Source organism: Spirillospora sp. NPDC047279 (assembly GCF_040643285.1).
Lineage (GTDB): Bacteria > Actinomycetota > Actinomycetes > Streptosporangiales > Streptosporangiaceae > Spirillospora.
The window spans coordinates 1-21,778 of record NZ_JBEYUA010000033.1; the positions used below are offsets into that span (position 1 = coordinate 1).

General features: G+C 73.8%; 25 protein-coding genes. 16 read left to right on the top strand and 9 right to left on the bottom strand.

The features are described from left to right. Positions 1–217 precede the first annotated feature (217 nt). From ABZ810_RS46175 to ABZ810_RS46210, 8 genes are all read left to right on the top strand, one after another. Positions 218–1,243, top strand: a complete 1,026-nt coding sequence (locus ABZ810_RS46175) for a LacI family DNA-binding transcriptional regulator (protein WP_358414685.1) — start codon at positions 218–220, stop codon at positions 1,241–1,243. Next, positions 1,240–1,968, top strand: coding sequence for a (Fe-S)-binding protein (locus tag ABZ810_RS46180; protein ID WP_358414688.1), 729 nt, complete (start codon positions 1,240–1,242; stop codon positions 1,966–1,968). The genes ABZ810_RS46175 and ABZ810_RS46180 overlap by 4 nt, the downstream gene beginning before the upstream one ends. Beyond that, positions 1,965–3,392: a lactate utilization protein B gene (locus ABZ810_RS46185; RefSeq protein WP_358414691.1), complete on the top strand. Its 1,428-nt coding sequence runs from the start codon at positions 1,965–1,967 to the stop codon at positions 3,390–3,392. Before ABZ810_RS46180 ends, ABZ810_RS46185 begins: the two co-directional genes overlap by 4 nt. Continuing rightward, entirely contained in the window at positions 3,379–3,969 is a 591-nt protein-coding gene (locus ABZ810_RS46190; protein WP_358414694.1) for an LUD domain-containing protein, read from the top strand. The genes ABZ810_RS46185 and ABZ810_RS46190 overlap by 14 nt, the downstream gene beginning before the upstream one ends. After that, entirely contained in the window at positions 3,966–5,393 is a 1,428-nt protein-coding gene (locus tag ABZ810_RS46195) for a rhamnulokinase family protein (RefSeq protein WP_358414697.1), read from the top strand. The genes ABZ810_RS46190 and ABZ810_RS46195 overlap by 4 nt, the downstream gene beginning before the upstream one ends. 145 nt (positions 5,394–5,538) lie before the next feature. After that, the gene (locus ABZ810_RS46200) at positions 5,539–6,012 is read left to right on the top strand and encodes a carboxymuconolactone decarboxylase family protein (RefSeq protein WP_358414700.1); all 474 of its coding nucleotides are present in this window, start codon (positions 5,539–5,541) and stop codon (positions 6,010–6,012) included. Between the two features lie 83 nt (positions 6,013–6,095). Continuing rightward, on the top strand, positions 6,096–6,536 hold the full coding sequence (locus ABZ810_RS46205) for a DUF6325 family protein (protein WP_358414703.1): 441 nt from the start codon (positions 6,096–6,098) through the stop codon (positions 6,534–6,536). An 11-nt stretch (positions 6,537–6,547) separates the two neighbouring features. Continuing rightward, complete coding sequence (locus ABZ810_RS46210) at positions 6,548–6,853, top strand: SHOCT domain-containing protein (protein ID WP_358414706.1); 306 nt, start codon at positions 6,548–6,550, stop codon at positions 6,851–6,853. 24 nt (positions 6,854–6,877) lie between these two features. On the opposite strand, the gene ABZ810_RS46215 is transcribed toward ABZ810_RS46210, so the two are convergent. From ABZ810_RS46215 to ABZ810_RS46235, 5 genes are all read right to left on the bottom strand, one after another. Further along, the gene (locus ABZ810_RS46215) at positions 6,878–7,933 is read right to left on the bottom strand and encodes a methyltransferase (protein WP_358414709.1); all 1,056 of its coding nucleotides are present in this window, start codon (positions 7,931–7,933) and stop codon (positions 6,878–6,880) included. Further along, positions 7,917–9,077, bottom strand: coding sequence for a hypothetical protein (locus tag ABZ810_RS46220; protein WP_358414712.1), 1,161 nt, complete (start codon positions 9,075–9,077; stop codon positions 7,917–7,919). The genes ABZ810_RS46215 and ABZ810_RS46220 overlap by 17 nt, the downstream gene beginning before the upstream one ends. Then, the gene (locus ABZ810_RS46225) at positions 9,074–10,036 is read right to left on the bottom strand and encodes a DUF916 domain-containing protein (RefSeq protein ID WP_358414715.1); all 963 of its coding nucleotides are present in this window, start codon (positions 10,034–10,036) and stop codon (positions 9,074–9,076) included. Before ABZ810_RS46225 ends, ABZ810_RS46220 begins: the two co-directional genes overlap by 4 nt. An 82-nt stretch (positions 10,037–10,118) precedes the next feature. Beyond that, positions 10,119–11,096 (bottom strand): hypothetical protein, encoded by a 978-nt coding sequence (locus ABZ810_RS46230; protein ID WP_358414718.1) that lies wholly within the window; start codon positions 11,094–11,096, stop codon positions 10,119–10,121. 60 nt (positions 11,097–11,156) lie between these two features. Then, a complete protein-coding gene (locus tag ABZ810_RS46235; RefSeq protein WP_358414721.1) occupies positions 11,157–11,981 on the bottom strand; it encodes a hypothetical protein in 825 nt (274 codons plus the stop codon). 117 nt (positions 11,982–12,098) lie between these two features. On the opposite strand from ABZ810_RS46235, the gene ABZ810_RS46240 reads away from it, so the two are divergent. From ABZ810_RS46240 to ABZ810_RS46255, 4 genes are read left to right on the top strand one after another with little or no spacing between them, the layout of a single operon-like run. Further along, positions 12,099–12,746: a hypothetical protein gene (locus ABZ810_RS46240; protein WP_358414724.1), complete on the top strand. Its 648-nt coding sequence runs from the start codon at positions 12,099–12,101 to the stop codon at positions 12,744–12,746. After that, complete coding sequence (locus ABZ810_RS46245) at positions 12,743–13,783, top strand: ABC transporter substrate-binding protein (protein ID WP_358414727.1); 1,041 nt, start codon at positions 12,743–12,745, stop codon at positions 13,781–13,783. The genes ABZ810_RS46240 and ABZ810_RS46245 overlap by 4 nt, the downstream gene beginning before the upstream one ends. Beyond that, on the top strand, positions 13,780–14,808 hold the full coding sequence (locus ABZ810_RS46250; RefSeq protein ID WP_358414730.1) for an iron ABC transporter permease: 1,029 nt from the start codon (positions 13,780–13,782) through the stop codon (positions 14,806–14,808). The genes ABZ810_RS46245 and ABZ810_RS46250 overlap by 4 nt, the downstream gene beginning before the upstream one ends. Then, the gene (locus ABZ810_RS46255) at positions 14,805–15,611 is read left to right on the top strand and encodes a heme ABC transporter ATP-binding protein (protein ID WP_358414733.1); all 807 of its coding nucleotides are present in this window, start codon (positions 14,805–14,807) and stop codon (positions 15,609–15,611) included. Before ABZ810_RS46250 ends, ABZ810_RS46255 begins: the two co-directional genes overlap by 4 nt. Before the next feature lie 39 nt (positions 15,612–15,650). Here ABZ810_RS46255 and ABZ810_RS46260 read toward each other — a convergent pair whose 3' ends face one another. Both ABZ810_RS46260 and ABZ810_RS46265 read right to left on the bottom strand, forming a co-directional pair. After that, a complete protein-coding gene (locus ABZ810_RS46260) occupies positions 15,651–16,898 on the bottom strand; it encodes a methyltransferase (protein WP_358414736.1) in 1,248 nt (415 codons plus the stop codon). Next, the gene (locus tag ABZ810_RS46265) at positions 16,895–17,776 is read right to left on the bottom strand and encodes a hypothetical protein (RefSeq protein WP_358414739.1); all 882 of its coding nucleotides are present in this window, start codon (positions 17,774–17,776) and stop codon (positions 16,895–16,897) included. The genes ABZ810_RS46260 and ABZ810_RS46265 overlap by 4 nt, the downstream gene beginning before the upstream one ends. 88 nt (positions 17,777–17,864) lie before the next feature. Here ABZ810_RS46265 and ABZ810_RS46270 point away from each other — a divergent pair, with 88 nt between their 5' ends. Together ABZ810_RS46270 and ABZ810_RS46275 are read left to right on the top strand one after the other, a co-directional pair. Further along, positions 17,865–18,506 (top strand): TetR family transcriptional regulator, encoded by a 642-nt coding sequence (locus tag ABZ810_RS46270; protein WP_358414742.1) that lies wholly within the window; start codon positions 17,865–17,867, stop codon positions 18,504–18,506. 82 nt (positions 18,507–18,588) lie between these two features. Next, complete coding sequence (locus tag ABZ810_RS46275; RefSeq protein ID WP_358414745.1) at positions 18,589–18,903, top strand: hypothetical protein; 315 nt, start codon at positions 18,589–18,591, stop codon at positions 18,901–18,903. A gap of 43 nt (positions 18,904–18,946) precedes the next feature. Here the strand turns inward: ABZ810_RS46275 and ABZ810_RS46280 are convergent, their stop codons facing one another. Continuing rightward, positions 18,947–19,405: a hypothetical protein gene (locus ABZ810_RS46280; protein WP_358414748.1), complete on the bottom strand. Its 459-nt coding sequence runs from the start codon at positions 19,403–19,405 to the stop codon at positions 18,947–18,949. A 10-nt stretch (positions 19,406–19,415) separates the two neighbouring features. Beyond that, positions 19,416–20,120, bottom strand: a complete 705-nt coding sequence (locus tag ABZ810_RS46285) for a helix-turn-helix domain-containing protein (protein ID WP_358414751.1) — start codon at positions 20,118–20,120, stop codon at positions 19,416–19,418. Positions 20,121–20,228: 108 nt separating this feature from the next. On the opposite strand from ABZ810_RS46285, the gene ABZ810_RS46290 reads away from it, so the two are divergent. Further along, the gene (locus ABZ810_RS46290; RefSeq protein WP_358414754.1) at positions 20,229–21,026 is read left to right on the top strand and encodes a methyltransferase domain-containing protein; all 798 of its coding nucleotides are present in this window, start codon (positions 20,229–20,231) and stop codon (positions 21,024–21,026) included. A gap of 43 nt (positions 21,027–21,069) precedes the next feature. Beyond that, on the top strand, positions 21,070–21,735 hold the full coding sequence (locus tag ABZ810_RS46295) for a hypothetical protein (RefSeq protein WP_358414757.1): 666 nt from the start codon (positions 21,070–21,072) through the stop codon (positions 21,733–21,735). Positions 21,736–21,778 lie beyond the last annotated feature (43 nt).

The window sequence follows — 21,778 nt, forward strand, 5'->3', positions numbered from 1 at the left end:
TGCGCGAACACCTTGAACCGCGTCCCAGAATTCCCATACGCCCACGACGGCGTCTCGATCGCCAGGTCATCCAACCCGGCAGCGATGTCAGTCATGACCCCACCTTGTAAAAACGTTTTAATCAGATTCCGTTCCAGAACCGTAGATTCAGGGCCATGGAGGCGTCAAGACACCGGAGGGTTGGCAGGTGGTGTTGTAAGACGTTTTAATCCTCCCCATGACGAGTGATTCCTCCGGCGGGCGGGACGGGGCCGTCGGCATCCGGGAGGTCGCGGCCGAGGCCGGAGTGTCCCCGGGCACGGTGTCCAACGTCCTCAACCGGCCGGACCGGGTCGCCGCGGCCACCCGCGAGCGGGTGCTCCAGGCGATCGAGACGCTGGGCTTCGTGCGCAACGGCTCGGCGTCCCGGCTCCGCGCGGGCCGGGGGAGGCTGGTGGGCCTGATGGTCCACGACCTCGCCAATCCGTTCTTCGCCGGTCTCGCGTCCGGGGTCGAGGACCTCATGAGCGAACGCGGCCACGGCGTGATCCTGTGCAGTTCGGCGACCTCGTCCGAACGGGAGGCGCGCAACCTGCGGATGCTCGCCGAGCAGGGGGTCAGGGGAGTGCTCGTCACCCCGGTCGACGACCGGCCCGAACGGCTGGCGGTGCTGCGCGAGCGCGGCATCGCGGCCGTGATGCTCGACCACGCCGCCACCCGCCCGCACCAGTGCGCGGTGAGCGTCGACGACGTGACCGGCGGGCGGCTCGCCGTCGACCACCTGCTGGAACGGGGAGCGGCCGACATCGCGTACGTGTCCGGGCCGGTGTCGCTCCGCCAGTGCGCGGACCGGCTCACCGGCGCCCGCGCCGCCGTCGAGGCGGCGGGACGCGGCACCGTGAGCCACCTCGTCGTGGACGACCTGACGGCCGCCTCCGGCGAGAAGGCGGGCGAGCGGCTTCTCGCCGGGGACCTGCCCGACGCCGTGTTCTGCGCCAACGACCTGCTCGCGATGGGCGTCCTGCGCGTTCTCCTGCGGCAGGGCGTGCGGGTGCCCCGTCAGGTGCTGCTCATGGGCTACGACGACATCGAGTACGCCAGCGCGCCCGCGGTGCCGCTGTCGTCGGTGCGCCAGCCCACGTACCGGCTGGGGCGCATCGCCGCCGAGCTGCTGCTGGACGAGTGCGACGACCCGGAGGGCCACGCGCACCAGCAGATCCGGTTCCAGCCCGAACTCGTCGCCCGGGAGTCGACCCGCCCATGAAGATCGCACTCTTCGTCACCTGCGTGAACGACACGCTGTTCCCCGGCACCGGCCGTGCCGTGGTGGACGTCCTGGAACGCCTCGGCCACCAGGTCGTCTTCCCCGGCGGGCAGTCGTGCTGCGGGCAGATGCACCTCAACACCGGATACCCGGACCGGGCCCTGTCCTTCGTGGAGGCGTTCACCGGCGTCTTCGAGGACGCCGAGGCCGTCGTCGTCCCCTCCGGATCGTGCGCCGCGATGGTCCGCGACTGGCACGCCAAGCTGGCCGCCCGGCACGGCCGCGCCGACCTCGCCGAACGCGCCGCCGCGCTGGCGCCGCGCGTGCACGAGCTGTCGGAGCTGCTGGTCGACGTCCTGGGCGTCACCGACGTCGGCGCGACGTTCGCGCGCCGGGTCACCTACCACCCGACCTGCCACTCCCTGCGCATGCTCGGGATCGGCGACCGGCCGTTGCGGCTGCTGCGCGAGGTGCGCGGCCTCGACCTGGCGGAGCTGCCCGACGCCGCCGAGTGTTGCGGCTTCGGCGGCACGTTCGCGCTCAAGAACTCCGACGTCTCGGCCGCCATGTGCGCGGACAAGATCGCCAACGTCGAGCGGACCGGCGCCGGCGTGCTCTGCGCCGCCGACAACTCCTGCCTGATGCACCTCGGCGGCGCGCTCTCCAAGCGGGGCTCCGGGGTCCAGGTCATGCACCTGGCCGAGATCCTGGCGAGCACGGCATGAGCGGCCCCGGGAGCATGCCGGCGTACGTGGGCATGCCGTCGTTCCCCAAGGCCGCCCGCGACGCCGTCGCCGACCGGCGGCTGCGCGGCAACCTCGCGCACGCGACCGGGACGATCAGGACGCGCCGGGCGGCCGCCGTCGCCGAGCTGGACGACTGGGCGGAGCTCCGCGAGTCCGCCAAGCAGATCAAGGACCACACCCTCGCGCACCTCGGCCACTACCTGCGGATGCTGGAGGAGAAGGTCGTCGAAGCCGGGGGAACGGTGCACTGGGCGCGCGACGCGGACGAGGCCGACCGGATCGTGACGGACCTGGTGAAGGCGACCGGCGAGACCGAGGTCGTCAAGGTCAAGTCGATGGCGACCCAGGAGATCGGCCTCAACGAGGCGCTCGCCGACGCCGGGATCAGCGCGTACGAGACCGACCTCGCCGAGCTGATCGTCCAGCTCGGCGACGACCGTCCCTCCCACATCCTGGTCCCCGCGATCCACAAGAACCGCGAGGAGATCCGCGACCTCTTCCGGCGGACGATGCCGTCCGCGCCGGCGGGGCTCACCGACGACCCGGCCGCGCTCGCCGAGGCCGCGCGCCGCCACCTGCGCGCCAAGTTCCTCGCGGCGAAGGTCGCGGTGTCCGGCGCCAACTTCGCGATCGCCGACACCGGCACGGTCCTGGTCGTCGAATCCGAGGGCAACGGCCGGATGTGCCTGACCCTGCCCGAGACCCTGATCACCGTGATGGGCATCGAGAAGCTCCTGCCCACCGCCCGCGACCTGGAGGTCTTCCTCCAGGTGCTGCCGCGCTCGTCCACCGCCGAACGCATGAACCCCTACACCTCGGCCTGGACCGGCGTGCACCCGGGGGACGGGCCGCGGAGCTTCCACCTCGTCCTGCTCGACAACGGACGCACGGCCACGCGCGCCGACGACATCGGCCGCCAGGCGCTGCGCTGCATCCGCTGCTCGGCGTGCCTCAACGTCTGCCCCGTCTACGCCCGCGCGGGGGGCCACGCGTACGGCTCGCCCTACCCGGGGCCGATCGGGGCGATCCTGTCGCCGCAGATCCGCGGCATCGGCTCGGACGTCGACGCGTCCCTGCCGTTCGCGTCCTCGCTCTGCGGCGCCTGCTACGAGGTCTGCCCGGTGGCGATCGACATCCCCGAGGTCCTGGTCCACCTGCGCGCCAAGGCGCCCAAGAAGCGGCCCGAACGGCTGGCGATGGGCGCCGCCGGCTGGGTGCTCGCCTCGCCCCGGCGGCTGGCGGCGGCCCAGTGGAGCGCGGGCCGTGCCCGGCGCCTGGCCCGGTTCGCCCGGGTCCCGCGCGCCTGGACGGCGACCCGGGACGTCCCCGTGCCGCCGAGCACGTCGTTCCGCGCCTGGTGGGCGGCCCGTGCCAAGGAGGAGGCCCGCGATGAGCGCCCGTGACGACATCCTCGCCCGCCTCGACGACACCGGCCCGGCCGCCGATCCAGCGGCGGACTACCGGGCCGTGCGGCGGCGCTACCTGCGCCGCCATCACGAACGGGACCTGGCAGGCCTCCTCGCCGAACGGGTGGCCGACTACCGGGCGACCGTGCACGTCCTCACCGAGGACGGGCTTCCCGCGGCCCTCGCGGCGGCGGTCCGGCCCGGCGCGTACGCCCTGCCGCCCGGTCTCCCCGCCGCGTGGACGTCCGCCCTGCCCGAGACGACTGGCGACGCCGACCTGGTGAACGCCGCCGGCGTGGTCACCGGCTGCGCCGCCGCCATCGCCGAGACCGGCACCATCGTCCTCGACCACGGCCCCGGCCAGGGGCGCCGCGCCCTCACCCTCGTGCCCGACCACCACCTCGTCGTGGTCCGCGCCGCCCAGATCGTCGCCGACGTGCCCGAGGCCGTCGAACGGCTCGACGTCACCCGGCCGCTGACCTTCGTCTCCGGGCCCTCCGCCACCAGCGACATCGAGCTGTCCCGGGTGGAAGGCGTGCACGGCCCCCGCACTCTGGAGGTTTTCCTCATATGACCGCGCGGATCGCCGCGATCGACCTCGGCGCCTCGAGCGGCCGCGTCATCACCGCCCGCATCGGCGCGGACGGACTCGATCTGACCGAGACCCACCGGTTCGCCAACCGCCCGGTGGACCTGCTCGGCACCCTCCACTGGGACGCCCTCGGCCTCTACCGCGACATCCTCGACGGGCTCAAGGCCGCCGGTCCCGGGCTCGACTCGATCGGCGTCGACACCTGGGCCGTCGACTACGGCCTGATCGACTCGTCCGGCGCGCTGCTCGGCAACCCGGTCCACTACCGCGACGCCAGGACCGCCGCGGTGATCCGGGACGTCCACGACCGCGTCCCTCCCGAGGAGCTCTACGCGGTGAACGGCCTGCAGTTCCTGCCGTTCAACACCCTCTACCAGCTGGCCGCCGACCGGCTCCTCGACCGTGCCCGGACCGTCCTGCTCATGCCCGACCTGATCGCGTACTGGCTCACCGGCGAGCGCGGCGCCGAACGGACGAACGCCTCGACGACCGGCCTGTACGACGCGCACGCCGGGACGTGGTCCGACGATCTCATCGGCCGTCTCGGCCTGCCGCGGGACGTCTTCCCGGAGCTGCGTTCGCCCCGCGACCCGGCCGGCGCCCTCGACCGGCGCACGGGGCTGCCCGCGATCCCCGTCACCACCGTCGCCTCCCACGACACCGCCTCGGCCGTCGCCGCCGTCCCCGCCACCGGCCCGAACTTCGCCTACATCTCCTGCGGCACGTGGTCGCTGGCCGGGGTCGAGCTGACCGCGCCGGTCGTCTCGGCGGCCGGCCGGGCCGCGAACTTCACCAACGAGGCCGGGATCGACGGCACCATCCGCTACCTGCGCAACATCATGGGGCTCTGGCTGCTCCAGGAGTCCGTGCGGACCTGGGACCTCGGCGCGGCCGACCTGCCGGCGCTGCTCGACGCGGCCGCGGACGCCCCCGGGCTCAGATCCGTCGTCGACCCCGACCACCCGATGTTCCTGCCCCCGGGGGACATGCCCGAGCGGATCACCCGCTACTGCGCGGCCACCGGGCAGCCCGAGCCCCGCGACCGGGCCGGGACGGTCCGGTGCGTTCTCGACAGCCTCGCGCTGGCGCACCGCGCGACCATCGCCGACGCCGCCCGGCTGTCCGGCCGCGAGGTCGACACCGTGCACCTGGTCGGCGGCGGCTCCCGCAACGACCTGCTGTGCCGCCTGACGGCCGAGGCCACCGGCCTGCCCGTGGTGGCGGGCCCGGCCGAGGCGACGGCGCTCGGCAACATCGGCGTCCAGGCCTGCGCCCTGGGAGTGATCGACGACCTCGCCGCGCTGCGTGCCCGCATCGCCGCCACCCAGGACCTGCGCACCTACGAACCCGCCGGCGGCACCGCCCGCTGGCAGGCCGCCGCCGACCGCCTCACCCTCCCGCGCTAGAGCGATCGCCCGGCGTGAGGGCCAGGGTTCCGTCCTCCGAGCCGACCGCAGGGGAGACGCACGTCACGTTCGCGCGTGTCACATCCCCGCGGGCCGTCCCGTCCCAGGGTGTGCAAGCTCGACGACCACGGCAGAGGAGCCCACCATGGACGCCCGTTTGAACGTCTTCGCCAGCCAGACCGCAGGCAAGGTCCTGAAGCACCTCGTCGCCTCGAACAAGGCGGTCACCGACTCGGGGCTGCCCGTCGCCACGCAGGAACTGGTGAAGTTGCGCGCGAGCCAGATCAACGGCTGCTCGTACTGCACCGACATGCACACCAAGGACGCGCTGGCCGCCGGTGAGACCGCGCTGCGCCTCAACCTGGTCGCCGCCTGGCGGGAGGCCACCGTCTTCACCGAGGCCGAGCGGGCCGCGCTGGAGCTGGCGGAGGAGGCCACCCGGATCGCGGACGCCGCCGGCGGGGTGCCCGACGAGGTGTGGGAGAACGCCGCGAAGCACTTCGACGAGGAACAGCTCGTCGGGCTGGTGGCCTCGATCGCCCTCATCAACGCGTTCAACCGGCTGAACGTCATGACCCGGCAGCCCGCCGGCGACTACACGCCCGGCCAGTTCGGCTGACCGGGCGCTTGGCGTCACCCGCGCGGGAGGTCACCCCGCGTGGGTGATGCCGGAGCCGGACCCGCGGCCGGAACCTGGCGGTCATGACGACGACAGATGTCCACGGCCCCATCGACTTCGTTCTGATCGAGTTCCCCAAGGACCGTCTCACCGGCAGCACCGCCCAGGCGTTGATGGACCTGATCGAGCGCGGCGTGGTCCGGGTGCTGGACCTGATGCTGATCGGGAAGGCGCCGGACGGGTCGATCTTCATGGTGGACCTGACCGAGCCGTCGGCGAAGGAACTGGGCGCGTTCGTCGAGTTCGCGGGAGCCAGGTCCGGGCTGCTCGGCGAGTCCGACGCCCGCGAGGCTGCCGTCGCGATGCGCGACGACACGCTCGCGGCGCTGATCATCTACGAGAACACCTGGGCCATCCCGTTCGTGGCCGCCGCGCGCGAGAACGGCGGCGAGCTGATAGCGAGCGCCCGCATCCCGGCCACGGACGTGATGGAAGCGCTCGACGCACTCGACACGACGATCTGAGGAGAAGAGCCATGCCGGGTTTGCTCAGGGGAGTGGCGCGCACGGCGGTCATCGCCGGAACGGCGTCCGCGGTGAACGGGCGCGTGCAGCGCCGCCAGGCCGAGAAGTTCGCCGGACGTGACGCGAATGTCGCGGCCGAGCGGCAGCGGGCGTATGACCAGCAGCAGGGCTACCAGACGGCGCCCCCGCCACCACCCCCGCCCGCGCCGCCGACCGACCCCATCCAGCGGTTGCAGGCGCTGGCCGAGCTGAAGGAGAAGGGCATCCTCACCGACGCCGAGTTCGCCGAGCAGAAGGCCAGGATCCTGGCCGGCTGACCACCGGGCCGAGCCTCGCGAGGGTCAGGCCGCCGGGACGGCCTCGATCAGGCTGAAGCCGGTGGCGGCCAGGGGAGTCACGGCGGTCACGGTGAAACCGGCCTCCCGGCAGACGTGCTCGAACTCGGTGCGGGTACGTTCGCGGCCGCCCACGTTCACCAGCATGTTGAGGTCGCTGAGGTAGATGCCGCCCATGCCCTCCTCCGGAACGGTCTCCGGCAGGACGGGCTCGACGATCAGCAGGGTGCCGTCGCCGGGAAGCGCCGCGCGCGAGTGCCGCAGGATCGTGACGACCCGCGCGTCGTCCCAGTCGTGCAGGATGCTCTTGAGGAGGTGGGCGTCGGCGCCGCCGGGCACGGATCCGAAGAAGTCCCCGTGCGCGACCTCGCAGCGCCCGGCGAGCCCGGTCCGGCCGATCACCTCGCCGGCCTGGGCGGCGCCCGGCGCGGTGTCGAACACCCGCCCGCGCAGGCCGGGATGGTCGCGCAGCACGGCCGTCAGCAACGTCCCGTCGCCGCCGCCGATGTCCATCAGCAGCCGGTAGCGGCCGAAGTCGTGCAACCCCGGCAGCACCGCCGCGACGGCCGAGGTGGCCTGGCTCATCGAGTCGTTGAACACGGCCGACTTCTCCGGGCGTTCGGTGAGGTAGTCGAAGAACGGCTGCCCGAACACCTCGTCGAACTGCGTACGGCCGGTCCGCAGCGCGGTCTCCAGCCGCGGCCAGGCGCCGAGCATCACCGGATCGGTGAACATCAGCACGAACCGGTGCACCGAGGCCGGGTGGCCCTGCCGCAGCAGATGACCGGCGTCGGTGAGCCGGAACCGGCCGGGTTCGACCTCGCGGCACAGCTGCAGGCCGGCCAGCGCGCGGAGCAGGCGCGTCATGCGCACCGGCTCGAAGCCGTACGTGCCCGCCAGGTCGGTGACCGTCGCGTCGTCCGGCCCGATCTCGTCGGGCAGGTTCAGCCGGGCGGCCACCCCGACCACCTGCACGGCCATGCCGCCGAAGACCAGGCGCATCACCATCGCGCGAGCCTCGGCACCGGGTGTCGCTTCGGGGTTCTCAGATGGCTGCGCCATTCTCACTCCTCGGAGAGGCGGGGTCGCGGTCGGCGGGCGACGGGCCCGCGGAAGACGGGCCCGCGGAAGACGGATCTGCGGAAGACGGGGTCGCGGGAGGCCGGTCGGGGGTGGGCGGCAGGAAGAGGTCGGTCAGGGAGACGCCGAGTGCCCGGGAGAGGGCGACGAGCTCGTTGGCGTCGAAGCGGTGCGGCTCGGTGACGGGCCACGCGGCCTCGATGTCGGTGATCTGGCGGGCGGTCCAGCCGCGGCCGGTGGCGTCGCGGAGGGCGAGGGCGAGCGCCGGCGCGGGGAGGTCCCGGCTCCGGCGCCAGTGGGCGAGGTTGGACGCGACGATCTGGTTCATGGTGAGCGGCGTCGTCACGGCCGCCCCGGCGCGGCGCCGATGGCGCGGGCGCCGCAGGAGCGGCAGCGGGATCAGCAGGACGCCGAGCAGCGGGAGCGCCCACGGGTAGCCGGAGGTGGAGGCGGTGAACGCGATCGGGCGGTCGAGCCCGGTGATCTCGCCGCGCACGGTGTAGCGGCCGAAGACCGGCCCGTCCAGGGTGAACGGGATCTCGTAGGTACGTTCGGCGCCGGGGGCCAGGGTGCCCAGCGGCGGGGCGGGGACGACGCCGGTCGGTTCCGCCCCGCGCCCGACGGCGAGGGAGAGCGGCGGGTCGGTGATGGGCACCGAGCCCTGGTTGCGCAGGGTGACGGCCAGCGTCCGCCCGGTCGAGGCGCCGAACCACGACGGGCCGCCGCGGACGGAGACCTTGGTCGCGGTCAGGTTCCGCGCCGGCACCGCGGGCGCGGCGACGGCCTTGACCGTCGGCACGCCCTTGATCTTGATCGGGACGGTGGTCGCCGTGCCGCCGGACACGGGCCGGGCGGCGATGACGCACGGGCAGCCGATCGGTGGCCTGACCACCTTGAGGACGACGGTGGCGGGCCTGCCCTCGGGGACGAACATGGTCGCCGAGGAGCTCACGGCGCAGTCGGCCGTGCCGCGGCGGGCCTGGTTGCCGCAGAGTTCGACGGCGACGGAGGCCGCGGGGAAGCCCGACACCTTCACGGTCAGTTCCTGGCCGATCCGGGCCGAACCGGGGGCGTCGATCGCCGGGCCCGCGAGCAGGGGCAGGGTGAGGAGGAGGGGGAGGGTCACGAGGTCTTCCGGCGGCGCAGGAGGGCGATGGCGGCGACGATGAGCAGGACGGTCGCGGCCAGCGGCAGCCAGGGGACCGCCCAGGTCGAGGCGGCCCGGGTGGTGGGCCGCAGCGGCGACCCGTTGCCGGGATCGGCCGGGGTGAGCTTGACCGAGGCGGTGAGCCGCCCGGCCGGCGCGACGCCCGGGATCCGTTCGGTGAAGGTGTAGCCGGCGCCCGGCAGCAGTTCGGGGATCGTGCGCGAGACCGGCTTGCCGAGCGTGCCGACGGGGCCCTGCGCGGTGATCCTCGCGCCCGCCGTCACCCGGACGTTGCCGGTGTTGCGGACGCGGTAGGTCACCGTGAGCGGGCCGCTGCCCAGCGTGGGGGTGTCGTGTGCGGTGGTGATGTCGTCGATCTGGACGGCCGGGCTGAGCGGCCCGTTGATCCGCAGGTAGACGCGGGCGGCGACGCGGCGGTCGACGTTGACGCGCTGGCCGCGCGCGTTCGGGACCTGCTCGGTGACCGCGGCGATGACGCCGCCGCTGTGGTCGCCGGGCGTGGCGTCGTGCGGGACGGTCACGGTGAACGGCACGTCCAGGCGCTTGCCCGGCTTCACCTCGTAGGTGGCGGCCTTGAAGGTCGTCCACGTGCCGACGTCGCGCGGCCGCTGGGCGGCGGTCAGCAGCGCGAACGAACCGTCCGCGGTGTTGAACGCGTCGGTGGCGTAGACCTTGAACGTCAGCGCGGACCGGCCGCCGTTGGTGATCCCGACCGTGTCCTCGATCTTCTGGCCGGGCGCGGCGCTGTAGACGAAGTGGTCGCGTCCGGTCGGGCCCTTGGGCCCGGACGGCTGGACCGCCCAGGTGAAGCCGCCCTTGGACGGCTCGGGCGCCGCCGTCGCGGCGAGCGCCGGCGGCGGCTGGAGGGCGGCCGTCACGCCCAGGGTGAGGGCGAGGGCCAGGGCCGCTCGGATCATGTCGTGCTCCGGGTTGTTCGTGAGGGCGCGCGGTGTACGCGGGGACCGTCCGCGAGGCGACGCGGACGGCCCCCGGGCACTGTCAGGACAGGGTCAGGGTGAGCGTGCCGGTGTAGTCCCCGGCGGTCGCCCCGGCCGGGATCAGCAGGTCGAGCCCTGCGCCCAGGTCGAACACCCCGCCGCTGTTCCCGGCGGCGGAACCGGCCAGGGTGCGGGCCTGGTCGAGGCCGGTGACCTGCGGGCCGGGGGTGGCCACGCCGGTCGAGCCGTCCTTGGCCGGTCCGGCGGCGGGCGTCCAGCCCAGGTTGGACGCGGGGACCGTCCCGCCCTCGGTGGAGGTGAGGTCGGTCGCCTGGCCGACCAGGTTCCACCCGGCGTTGGTGCCGCGCGAGTCGGTCACCGTGGCCGTGTTGAGCTGCCCGCTGGTGCGCTCGCCCGCGCCCACCTCGGGCAGGGCGACGCTCGAGCCGGCCAGCGACAGGGTCAGCGCTCCGCCGCGCTTGACCTTGGCGGTGATGGTCTGGTCGCCGGAGCCGCCGCCCGGGTCGCCCGGGTCCCCGGGGTCGCCGCCGCCGACGAACCGCACCGGCGTGTAGGTGTCCTGGCTGCGGTCGGGCGAGCCGTGCGCCGCGATCGTGATGATGTAGCACTGCGTGGTCAGGCAGTCCCACGCCTTGCCGTCGCCGTCGGTGTACTTCGCCTTGATGCCCGCGAGGGTCAGGTCGAAGGTGCCGTCGGTGTTCATCCTGGCCTGGCCCGGGCTGCTGGACGCGTTCTTGTGCACCCACTTGGCCTGCTGGAACACGTTGGCGTTGGTGGTGTGGTCCGGCGTCTTGGGCCCGAACGCGACGTACACGCCGAAGCCGTTGTTCTTGTCCGGGTCGAAACCGGAGCCGACCACGCGCAGGTCCTGGCCGTCCGGGTTCGCCTCCGTGGCGGGGGTGACCTCGGTCGCCGGACCCGCCGCGAGGGCGGGGCCGATGCCGAACATGGCGGTGCACAGTCCGGCACCTGCCAGCACGGCGGCTCCGCGGGTCAACCGCGGGGCGATGCGCTGCATTCACTACTCCTTATTGAGGCAAGAGCGGGGGGTCATACGGCACCCGTCGGGAACGGGTGGTCAGAGGTGGCGGCGGCGCGCGTACCGGTGCACGCCGTAGATCGCGGCGAGCACGGCCGCGGTCAGCAGCCAGAAGAGCCAGGGCGAACGGGCGGTCGGGCCGGTCGCGGTCTGGACGAAGGTCTGGGTGGCGACGGGGACCGCGGCGCCGCCGGAGGCGGGCTGGGCCGCGCCGCCGGACGGCGGGGCGGTCGCGGACGTGCCGGGCGACGCGGTCGCCCCGGAGGCGCCGGCGACCGTGCCTCCCGCGCCGGACGTCCCCGTGCCGGTGCCCGTCCCGGCGCCCGACGTGCCGGACCCGGTGCCGCCCGAGCCGCCGGTCCCGGACCCCGCCCCGCCGGAGCCCGAACCCTGCGTGCCGCCGCCCTTGAAGGTGAGCGCGGCGGAGGTGTCCTGGCTCCGGTCGGGCACGCCGTGCGCGGCCATCGTCATCACGTAGCAGCGGGTGGCCAGGCAGTCGACCTTCCTGCCGTCGCCGTCGGTGTAGCGGGCCTGGACCCGCAGCGTGACGGTGAACGAGCCGGACGCGCTCATCGGGGCCTGCTGCCCGCCGCCACCGCCGGGGTGCACCCAGACGGCGGAGCCGAAGGCGTCGGCGTTCTTGAAGAAGTCCGCCCGGCGCGGGCCGAACACGACGTACACGCCGAAACGGTTGTTGCGCTTGGGGTCGAACCCCGAGCCGGTGACGGTCACCGACTGACCGGCGGGGGCGAGACCGGTCGTCTGCGACACCCGGATGCCCGCGGCGTGGGCGGGCGGCGCGGCGACGGCGAGCCCGGCGCAGACGGCCGTGAACGCGGCGCACGCGGCGGCGGTCCTGCTCATGTTTCGGAGCTCATCGGTCAACCCCACAGGTCAGCAGCAAATTAGGCATACCTAACTTAGGTCAGGCTAAGCTAACATCGTGGCTCATCCGGCGTAAAGCGATCAATGGATGGAACGATGCGGCCGCTCAGCACCCCCCTGTTTCTCGCCCTCGGGGCGACACTCCTGCTCACCCCCGCGGCGCACGCCGCCACCGGAGGCGGTGCCACCGCGACCGGGCCGAAGGGCCAGACCCTCTCGATCTCCCAGGCGGACGGGCTGGCCGCGGCCGGCACGACGCTGACCGCGATCGGCAGGGGCTACGACACGGGCAAGGGCGTCTACGTCGCCTTCTGCAAGGACAACGGGCCCGGCAAGGTCGCCACCCCGTGCGGCGGAGGCGCCGACACCAGCGGCAAGACCGGCGGCTCGCAGTGGATCTCGTCCAACCCGCCGCCGTACGGCAAGGGCCTGGCCGTCCCCTTCGGCCCCGGCGGCACGTTCAACGTCGAGATCAAGGTGAGCGCCAAGCTGACCGACGCCCTCGACTGCACCGAGGTGAAGTGCGTGGTCACCACCCGGGCCGACCACACCCGCACCTCCGACCGTTCCCAGGACGTGCGCGTGCCGGTGACGTTCGACGACGGCTCCGGCGGGCCGCTGCCGTTCATCATCGGCGGCGGCGTGGCCATCGGCCTCCTCGCCGTCGGCGGCGGGATCCTCGTCACCCGCCGCCGCCGCGCCCGCGCCGCCGCCGCTCCGGCCTCCGCCGGGGCCGCCGCGTGACCGGACCCCGCCGCCCGGTGCGGGCCCTCGCGCTCGCCCTCGCGCTGATCCTGCCCGCCTCCGCGTGCGCCGCCGGATCGGCCCGGACCACGACGGGCGCCGTCGACCCCGCCGCCACCTGCGGCCCGTCCAGCATGCGGGTCTCGGCCGAGGTCGATCCGCTCACGCCCGCCCCCGAGCCGCGCACGCCGGTGACCGTGGCGTCCGCCGACGGCCGGAAGGTGACCGTCAAGGACACCCGCCGCGTCCTCGCGCTCAACCTCTACGGCTCGCTCGCCGAGATCGTCTTCAGCCTCGGCCTCGGCGACCGCGTCGTCGGCCGGGACGCCTCCACCACGTTCCCCGCGGCGCGCCGCCTGCCGCTGGTCACCAACCAGGGTCATGACCTGTCCGCCGAGGCCATCCTCAAGCTCGACCCGAGCGTCGTCCTGGCCGACCGCAGCATCGGCCCGCCCGAGGCGCTCGACCAGCTGCGCGCGTCCGGCGTCCCGGTCGTGATGGTCGACGACCGGCAGACGCTGCCCGCCGTGGGCGAGCACATCACCGCGGTCGCCGCCGCGCTCGGCGTCCCGGCCGCCGGCCGCCGGCTCAACGACCGCGTGAACGCGCAGATCGAGGCCGCCCGCTCGACCACGCCCAAGACCGCCAAGCCCCTGCGCGTCGCCTTCCTGTACGTGCGCGGCACCGCCGGCGTCTACCTCATCGGCGGCAGGGGCGCGGGCTCCGACGCGATGATCCAGGCCATCGGCGCCGAGGACGCCGGCACCGCCGCCGGCCTCTCCGGCTTCCGGCCGCTCACCAGCGAAGGCATGATCAACGCGGCGCCGGACGTGATCCTCGTCCTGTCGGCCGGGCTGAAGTCGGTCGGCGGCGTCGACGGGCTGCTCAAGCTGCCCGGCATCCGGCAGACCCCGGCGGGCCAGGCCCGGCGGATCGTGGACGCCGACGACGGCACGCTGCTCAACTTCGGCGCGCGCACCGGCGACACCATCAAGGCGCTCGCCACCGCCGTCCACCGTCCCCCGTGCGGCTCATGAGGAAGGTGCTCCTGCTCGCCGGACTGGCGGCCGGGCTGGTCGTGATGTCGCTGGTCGCCGCCGGCCTCGGGCAGGTCAACATCCCGCTCGACCAGGTCGTCGGCTCCGTCCTGCACCGCGCGGGCCTCGACCTGGGCCCCGAGCCCACCGCCGTCCACGGCGAGAACGCGCTCTGGCTCGTGCGCTTCCCGCGCGTCGCCCTCGCCGCCGTCACCGGCGCCTCGCTCGGCTGCGCGGGCGCGATGATGCAGGGCGTGTTCGGCAACCCGCTGGCCGAACCCGGCGTCATCGGCATCTCCTGGGGCGCGGCCGTCGGCGCCGCCGCCGTCACCGTGTTCGGGCTCACCGTGTTCGGCAACTGGACGATCGTGCTCGCCGCGTTCGTCCTGGGGCTCGGCACCGTCTTCGTGGTCTACTCCATGGCCCGGTCCGGCGGCCGCACCGAGGTCGTCACGCTGCTGCTCACCGGCATCGCCATCAACGCCGTCGCCACGGCCGCGCTCGGCCTGCTGATGTTCGCGGCGGGCAACGACGCGCTGCGCGCCATCACCTCGTGGCAGCTGGGCAGCCTCGCCGGCGCGACCTGGCCCGCCGTCGCGGCCGTCACGCCGTGCGCGGTCGCGGGCATCGCGGTGGCCATGGTCTGCGCACGCCGCCTCGACGTCCTGTCGCTCGGCGAACGCGCCGCCCGCCAGCTCGGCGTGGACGTCGAACGGCTGCGCCTCACCGGCATCGTCGTCATCGCGCTGCTCACCTCGTCGGCGGTCGCGTTCAGCGGCATCATCGGCTTCGTCGGCCTGGTGGTCCCGCACCTGATCCGGATGGTCGCCGGCCCTGGGCACCGCGTGCTGCTGCCGGCCTCCGCCCTCGGTGGCGCCCTGATCCTCGTCACGGCCGACCTCGTCGCCCGTACCTCGATCGCCTACCAGGAGCTGCCGCTCGGCGTGCTCACCTCGGTCGTCGGCGGCCCGTTCTTCTTCTGGCTGCTGCGCCGGACCCGTACCAAGTCCGGAGGCTGGGCATGATCTCGTTCCGCCGTCCGCGCCTCCCCGCCGCCCCCGGCGAGGTCGCGCTCACCGCGTCCGGCGTGACCGTCGAGCGCGCCGGCCGCCAGATCCTGCGCGACGTCGCCCTCGACGTCCGCCACGGCGAGACCCTCGCGCTCGTCGGGCCGAACGGCGCGGGCAAGTCGACCCTGCTCAGCGTCCTCGGCGGCGAGATCCGTGCCGGGGACGTCACCCTCGCCGGGGCGCCGCTGCACGGCTGGACCGCCCGCGAGCTGGCGATGCGCCGCGCCATGCTGCCCCAGCACCACAGCCTGGCGTTCCCGTTCACCGTGGCCGACGTCGTGCGCATGGGCCGCACGCCGTGGGCGGGCACCGAGCTGGAGGACGCGGACGACGACGCCGTGGCCGCGGCGATGCGCGACGCGGACGTCCTCGACTTCGCCGATCGCCGGTTCCCGTCGCTGTCCGGCGGGGAGCAGGCCCGGGTCGCCCTGGCCCGCGTCCTCGCCCAGCGCACCGGCCTCGTCCTGCTCGACGAGCCCACCGCCGCGCTCGACATCCGCCACCAGGAACTGGTCTTCGCCGTGGCCCGCCGCCTGACCCGCCAGGACGTGGCCGTCGTCGTGGTCGTCCACGACCTGGGCCTGGCCGCCGCCCACGCCGACCGTGTCGCCGTCCTGGCCGACGGCGGCCTCGTCGCCTGCGGTCCGCCCGCCGAGACCCTGACCGCCGAGCTGCTCACCGAGGTCTACCAGCACGACATCGAGGTGCTCACCCACCCCCGCGCCTCCCACCCGCTGGTCGTCCCCCGCCGCCCCTGACGGCCGCGCTGCCGCCGGGACACCCGGACACCCTGCCCGTCACCTGGGACCAGAGCGTCTGGCGGGTGCCGCGGCGGGACCGGCGCCGAAGGCGTCCGCGCACAGCTGGGCGAAGCGGCCGAGGACGGGGAGGTTCAGGGTCCATCCGAGCAGTGCCCAGCCGAGGTGGAGATGGCCGGCGGCGTGGGCCCAGGCGGCGACGCCCTGGGCGCGGACGCCGTCGGCCCGTTCGTAGGTCATGCGGCGCACGCCGTCGGGATGGTCCTCGGCGGCGCGCACGGTCAGGGCGACCGGGTGCCGCCGGCTGGTCCAGGCGGCCACGGGGGAGCAGCGACCGCAATCCTCGGCGATCCAGACGACCGCGGGCGGCATGCCCGGGAACGGGCGCAGCCTGGGAAGCCAGGGCCGGACCGCGGCGCGGTAGGACGTCCACGCGTCGCCGTACTCGGCCCGCAGCTGCTCGTCCTCGTGCCACGCCGCGAGTCCCGCGCCGTAGGAGAAGGCCACGACGGCCGCCGGCAGGAACACGGGATCCAGCGTGGCCAGGAGCAGGTAGGCGGCGGCCATCCCGGTCTGCATGGGGTTGCGGACGTAGGCGTACGGGCCGGTGGTCACCAGCCGGGCCGGAGGGTCGTACGGGAGCGGTGTGCCCCGGCCCGTGCGCGCGAACTCCCAGACCGCGGCGGCGAGCAGCGCCCCCGGAACGAGCAGGAGCTGGGCCACGAGCCCGAGCGCCCAGCCCGGACGTTCCGGGACGTCGCTCAGCATGACCGGGAGCACGACCATGGCGACGGCCGCTAGCACCGCCTGCATGAGGACCCTCGGCATGAGGCGGCGTCCGGCGTCCGTCCAGCGGGACAGGAGCAACCCGGGCACCAGGGCGACGGCGACCGCGACCGTCTCGCCGGTCAGCCAGCCGCCGCCCAGCACGACGACCGGCTGCCCGAGCGGCATCAGCGCGAGATCGACCCAGATCGCGAGCCCGGCGACCAGCGGCAGCGGCAGCGTGCGCGGAGCCCGCACGGCCAGGCCGCCCCACAGGACGGCCCAGCCGAGCAGCAGGTCGAGCGGCACGCCCCCGAGGGTGCCGCCCTCCGCCTCGAACGACCACCATCCGGCCCGGATCGCCAGCAGGTTCACCCCGGCCAGCGCCAGGACGTTCCACGAGACGGCCAGGATCAGGGCCGCGATCTCGCGCCGGCCGGGCGGCCGGTACTTGAGCGTGGCCGCGAACGCCAGGGCCGGCGCGAACAGCGCCACCCCGCGGATCAGCGCCGGATCGGTCATGGCGCCGTGAACGTCTCGGCCAGGTACGCGGCGGCCTCGTGCATCGCGTACCGCTGGACCGGGCCGAAGTACCAGGAGGGATCGAACGTCCGGGTGTACCGCAGGGTGACGCTCAGGCGAGGCCCCTGCCACCTGAACTCCGCCTCCTCGAGCTCCAGCCATCGCGACAGCGTGGTGTCCCTGGTGATCGCGAAGACGACCCGGCCGGGCTCGTGGCGGACCACCCTGAGCTCCATCGACCGGGGCTCGGGCCGGGCGCCGATCCCCAGCGACGTGCGCGGGGTGAAGGTGACGCGCCGGGTGTCGCCCACGTCCAGGCCCGAACCCTCCGCGAGCACGGGCCTGGGGAGCTTGAGCCGAAGCAGCCGCGACCGGACAGGCCCGTACTCGGGCGCGGCGGCCAGCGCCCGCTCGAGGTCGACGCCGGCCGGCGCGGTCCGCGTCACCGTCACCGCGCCGCCACGCGGCACCTCGGCGATCGTGCCCTCGCCGACGAGCAGCAGCGGAAGCAGCAGCAAGGCCTGCACACCACGGTGGCGTTGGGCCCAGTCGAGGAGCAGACCCACGATCGCTCCGACCAGATAGAGCAACGGCGCGGCGAAGAGCAGGCAGACGATGCCCTCGTCGAGCAGGGGACCGGCCAGCGTCAATCCGACGGTGACCGTGACGAAGATCGCTCCGACCGAGCCGCGCGGGTTCGCCGTCAGCACGATCGTCAGCGCGATCAGGGCCGGGATCCCGACGTAGAACAGCGCGGTCTGCTCCAGGCGTCCCGCTTCGAGGATCTTGTACGCCAGCATCGCCGCGAACAGCGCGGCCAGGACGGCGAACAGGACGCGCCGTGCCGAGCGCCTGCGCCCGGGATCCGGTTCGACCATGGGGACCCCTTCATCGATCGGTTTAATCGAGCGATTAAACCGTATGATGAAGGTACGGCCGGTTGTCAACCACGGAATCCGGGAGACGATGAGCAAGCAGAACAGCGCGGAGACCAGGGAGCGGCTGGTCGAGGCGGCCGCGCACACCCTGCGCACCGAGGGCTACGCGGGAACGAGCGCGCGGACGATCGCCAAGGCGGCCGGCTGCAACTCGGCGCTGATCTTCTACCACTTCGGCGGGGTCGACCCCCTCCTGCTCGCCGCGCTGGACCGTTCGTCCCAGGAGCGCATGACCGCCCACCGGGAGGCCGTCGCCGGCGCCAAGACCCTGGAAGACCTGGTCGAGGCCGCCACCGGCATCTATCGCGCGGACATCGAGGGCGGCCACATCACCCTGTTCTCCGAGCTGGTCGGGGCGAGCATCGCCCGGCCCGAGCTGCGCAAGGAGATCGTCGCCCGGGCCGACCCCTGGATCGTGTTCGTCGAGGAGACGCTGGAACGCGTGATCGGCGGCTCCCCGCTGGCCAAGCTGATGCCGCCGCGCGAGCTCGCCTACGCCGCCATCACGTTCTACCTCGGCGTCAACCTGTTCACCCACCTCGACGCCGACCGCACCCGCACCGAGTCGCTGTTCAATCTGGCCGGGCGCCTCGCGCCCCGGGCGAAGCTCCTCACCATGCGCTTCCCCCGCCGCAAGCCGAACCCCCCGACCGGTGACCGGAGTGTGTGACCAGACATGGCCTTGATCAGGAGGGAGGAGGGAAGGGGCGGCTACTCTCCTGGCACATCTAACTGATCATGGAGCGCCCGTCATGCCCGCCCTCAGATTCACCGCCGTCCTGGCGGCCGTGCCGCCGGACGACCTCGGCGTCCCCACGCGGGTGAACGTGCGGGCGGGGCTGGTGGCGACCGGCGCACCCCGCGCGAACCAGGCCGTGCGCTCGCTGGATCTACCGGCGCTGGACGCGCGGCTTCCGGTCTACCTCGACGGCCCGGTCACGATCTCCCTCCCCGTCCGCCGGACCGCCCGGACGGCGGAGGTCGCGGTGTCGTACGGAGCCTGCAGCCGCGGCGTCTGCCTCACCCCGGTGATCGACCGTCCGACCCGGGTCGCGCTCCCCGGCTGAGGCGGGGGACGCGACCCGGGGCGTCCTTGGCGGGCGGCCGGGGTCAGCGGCGGGTCGCGAGGTCGCGGCGCTTGCGCGGGCGGGACTCGGTGATGACCTCGGCCTCGCCGGGAGCGGGCTGCAGGTCCGGGGCGGTGCCGCGGGCGGCGGTCCGTGACGAGGTGACGGTGAGCTCGTAGTGGGCCCACACCATGGCGGCGTTGGCCAGGCGGCGGGCCGTGACGTGGATGAGGTGGACGTCGGAGGGGTTGGTGACGATCAGCAGGGCCGACGCGTCCCGGTCCAGGTCGGCGGCGGTGGGGGAGGAAGGCCACACCGCGACCCGCACGCGCCGGTCGTCGATCACGCGCAGCTCGCCCGCGTCGGGTACGCAGACCTGGGACCGCCCGTCGGGGGAGCGAGTGATCATGATGACGGGGCGCTGGCGTGCCTGGGCGCTGGTGATCGCGGTGGTCGGTGTCGGGAACGCGGACTCGGTGTCACCCAGGTTCGATGCGAACATGTGTTCGACTCTATCGGAAGGGTGCGACGGCGTCAGGGGGGTGGGCGCGCGGGATCTCGGCGAATCCCGAGAGGGTGAACCAGCCGGGCACCGTCCGCCGCAGCTCCTGCGGGCCCTGGACGGTCAGCTCGCCCGCAAGCAGCGCGTCGGCCCAGCGCACGTCGCCGCGCCAGACGCGGATCATGTCACGCAGCCGGGCCTCCAGCGTCACGGTCACGTCGTGCCCGGGGTCGAAGTCGCACACGTCCGCCTCACCCCTGGCGATCACCAGCCACCAGTGCCGGAGCTTCGCGGGCACGTCCGGGAACCGGAACAGCACCACCGTCCGGCCGGGCGGCGCGGCCGCGTGGTCGATGTTGCGGCGCATGTCCCACATCAGCAACTTCGGATCGAGGTCCTCGTCGCCGAGATCACCGATCCACCGGACGCCCCAGGCGCCGAGCGCCTCCACGATCGGCCGCAGCTCGAGCCCCGCCTCGGTCAGCAGGTAGTGCACCTGGTCGCCCTCCTCCCGGCGGTGCACGACGCCGGCGCGCACCAGCTGGTTGAGGCGCTTGGACAGGAGGGTGGGCGACATGCGCGGCACGCCGCGGCGCAGCTCGTTGAAGTGCCGGCTGCCCAGCAGGAGCTCGCGGATGACGAGCAGCGTCCAGCGCTCGTCGAGCAACTCCATCGCCTTGGCGACGGGACAGAACTGGTGGTACGAGGACCCCATGCATGCAGGCTAGGTCCGGCACGGCCGCCCGGCTAGTACAGATCCTGTACTAGGGAAGTACGCCCCGGCTCCCTAACCTCGGCCCGTAGACGAACGAAGGGGGCATGCATGAGTGAACTGAAGGCCAGGCACCGGGCGATGTGGGCAACGGGGGACTACGCCGCGCTCGCCACGGAGGTCATCCCGGGGCTCGGGCAGGCGCTGGTCGAGGCGGCCGGCGTGCGCAGGGGGCAGCGCGTGCTGGACGTCGCGGCGGGCACGGGCAACGCCGCCATCCCCGCCGCGCTGGCCGGTGCGGAGGTCGTGGCCAGCGACCTGACGCCCGAGCTCCTGGACGCCGGGAAGGCCGTCGCGGCCCAGCGCGGCGCGCTCCTGGGCTGGGAGGTCGCCGACGCGGAGGCGATGCCGTTCAAGGACGAGGAGTTCGACGTCGTCATGTCCTGCGTCGGCGTGATGTTCGCGCCGCACCACCGGGCCGGCGCCGACGAGCTGGTCCGCGTCACGCGTCCCGGCGGCACCCTGGCCCTGCTGAGCTGGACGCCGGAGGGCTTCATCGGGCAGATGTTCGCCGTGATGAAGCCGTACGCGCCGCCGCCACCGCCCGGGGCGCAGCCGCCGCCGCTGTGGGGCGACCCCGACCACGTCAAGGCGCTGTTCGGTGACCGGGTGGACGGCTTCACCGCCGTCCGCGCGACCGCGCACATCGACCGGTTCCGGACGCCGGAGGAGTTCCGGGACTACTTCAAGGCCTTCTACGGCCCGACGATCGCGGTGTACCGGAACATCGCCGACGACCCCGAGCGGACCGCCGCGCTGGACGCGGCGCTGGCCGACCTGGCCCGCCGCCACCTGAACGCCGGCGCCATGGAGTGGGAGTACCTGCTGGTCATCGCCCGCAAGGCCTGACGCCGGCCGTCGCGCGGGGAACAGCGACCTCGGCGGCCCCGCGATGGCGTCCTGCACCTCCGCGGGGCTGTCGCGGGAGACGGCGCTGTGGAAAAATCCGATCATCATGGGCGCGTGGTCGGTGGTCCGGTGGGTGCGTGCGGCGGGCTTCGCCGCCGCGTGCGCCGGGCTCGCCGCGGCCGGGCACGTCGCCGGCGGCGGCGGCCTCCGCCCGTGGGCCGTGCCGGCCGGCTTCCTGATCGTCTTCGTTCCGGCGCTGCTGCTCAGCGGCCGGGAACGCACCATGGCCTCGATCCTGCCCGCCACGGCGACCTCACAGGCCGTCCTCCACGTCCTGCTGTCCCCGGCGGCCGGGGACCAGGACGCCGCGCTGGTGGCGGCGCTCGCCACGGCCGACGGCGCCTCGGCCCAGGTGCATCACAGCGGGCCCTTCAACCTGGCGATGGTGCTGATGCACGCGGTCAGCGTCCTGCTGACGGCCTCGTGGCTGGTGTGGGGCGAGGCCAGGTTGTGCGCGCTGGTCCGGCTGCTGACCTCCTGGATGTTGCGGCCGCTGCTGTTCCTGATCGCCCGGCGCCCGCCGGCGTCCCCGCGGCAGATCCTGCTCCGCCGGGCGGCCGAGCGTTCGCCCGTCCGGGCGTTCCTGCGGTACGCACTGGCGCGGCGCGGCCCGCCCGAGGCGATGATCGCCTCAGGAGCGGCGTCGTGACCTGAGTTCTGAACGCTCCTGACGCGAGGCGCGTACCGGCAGA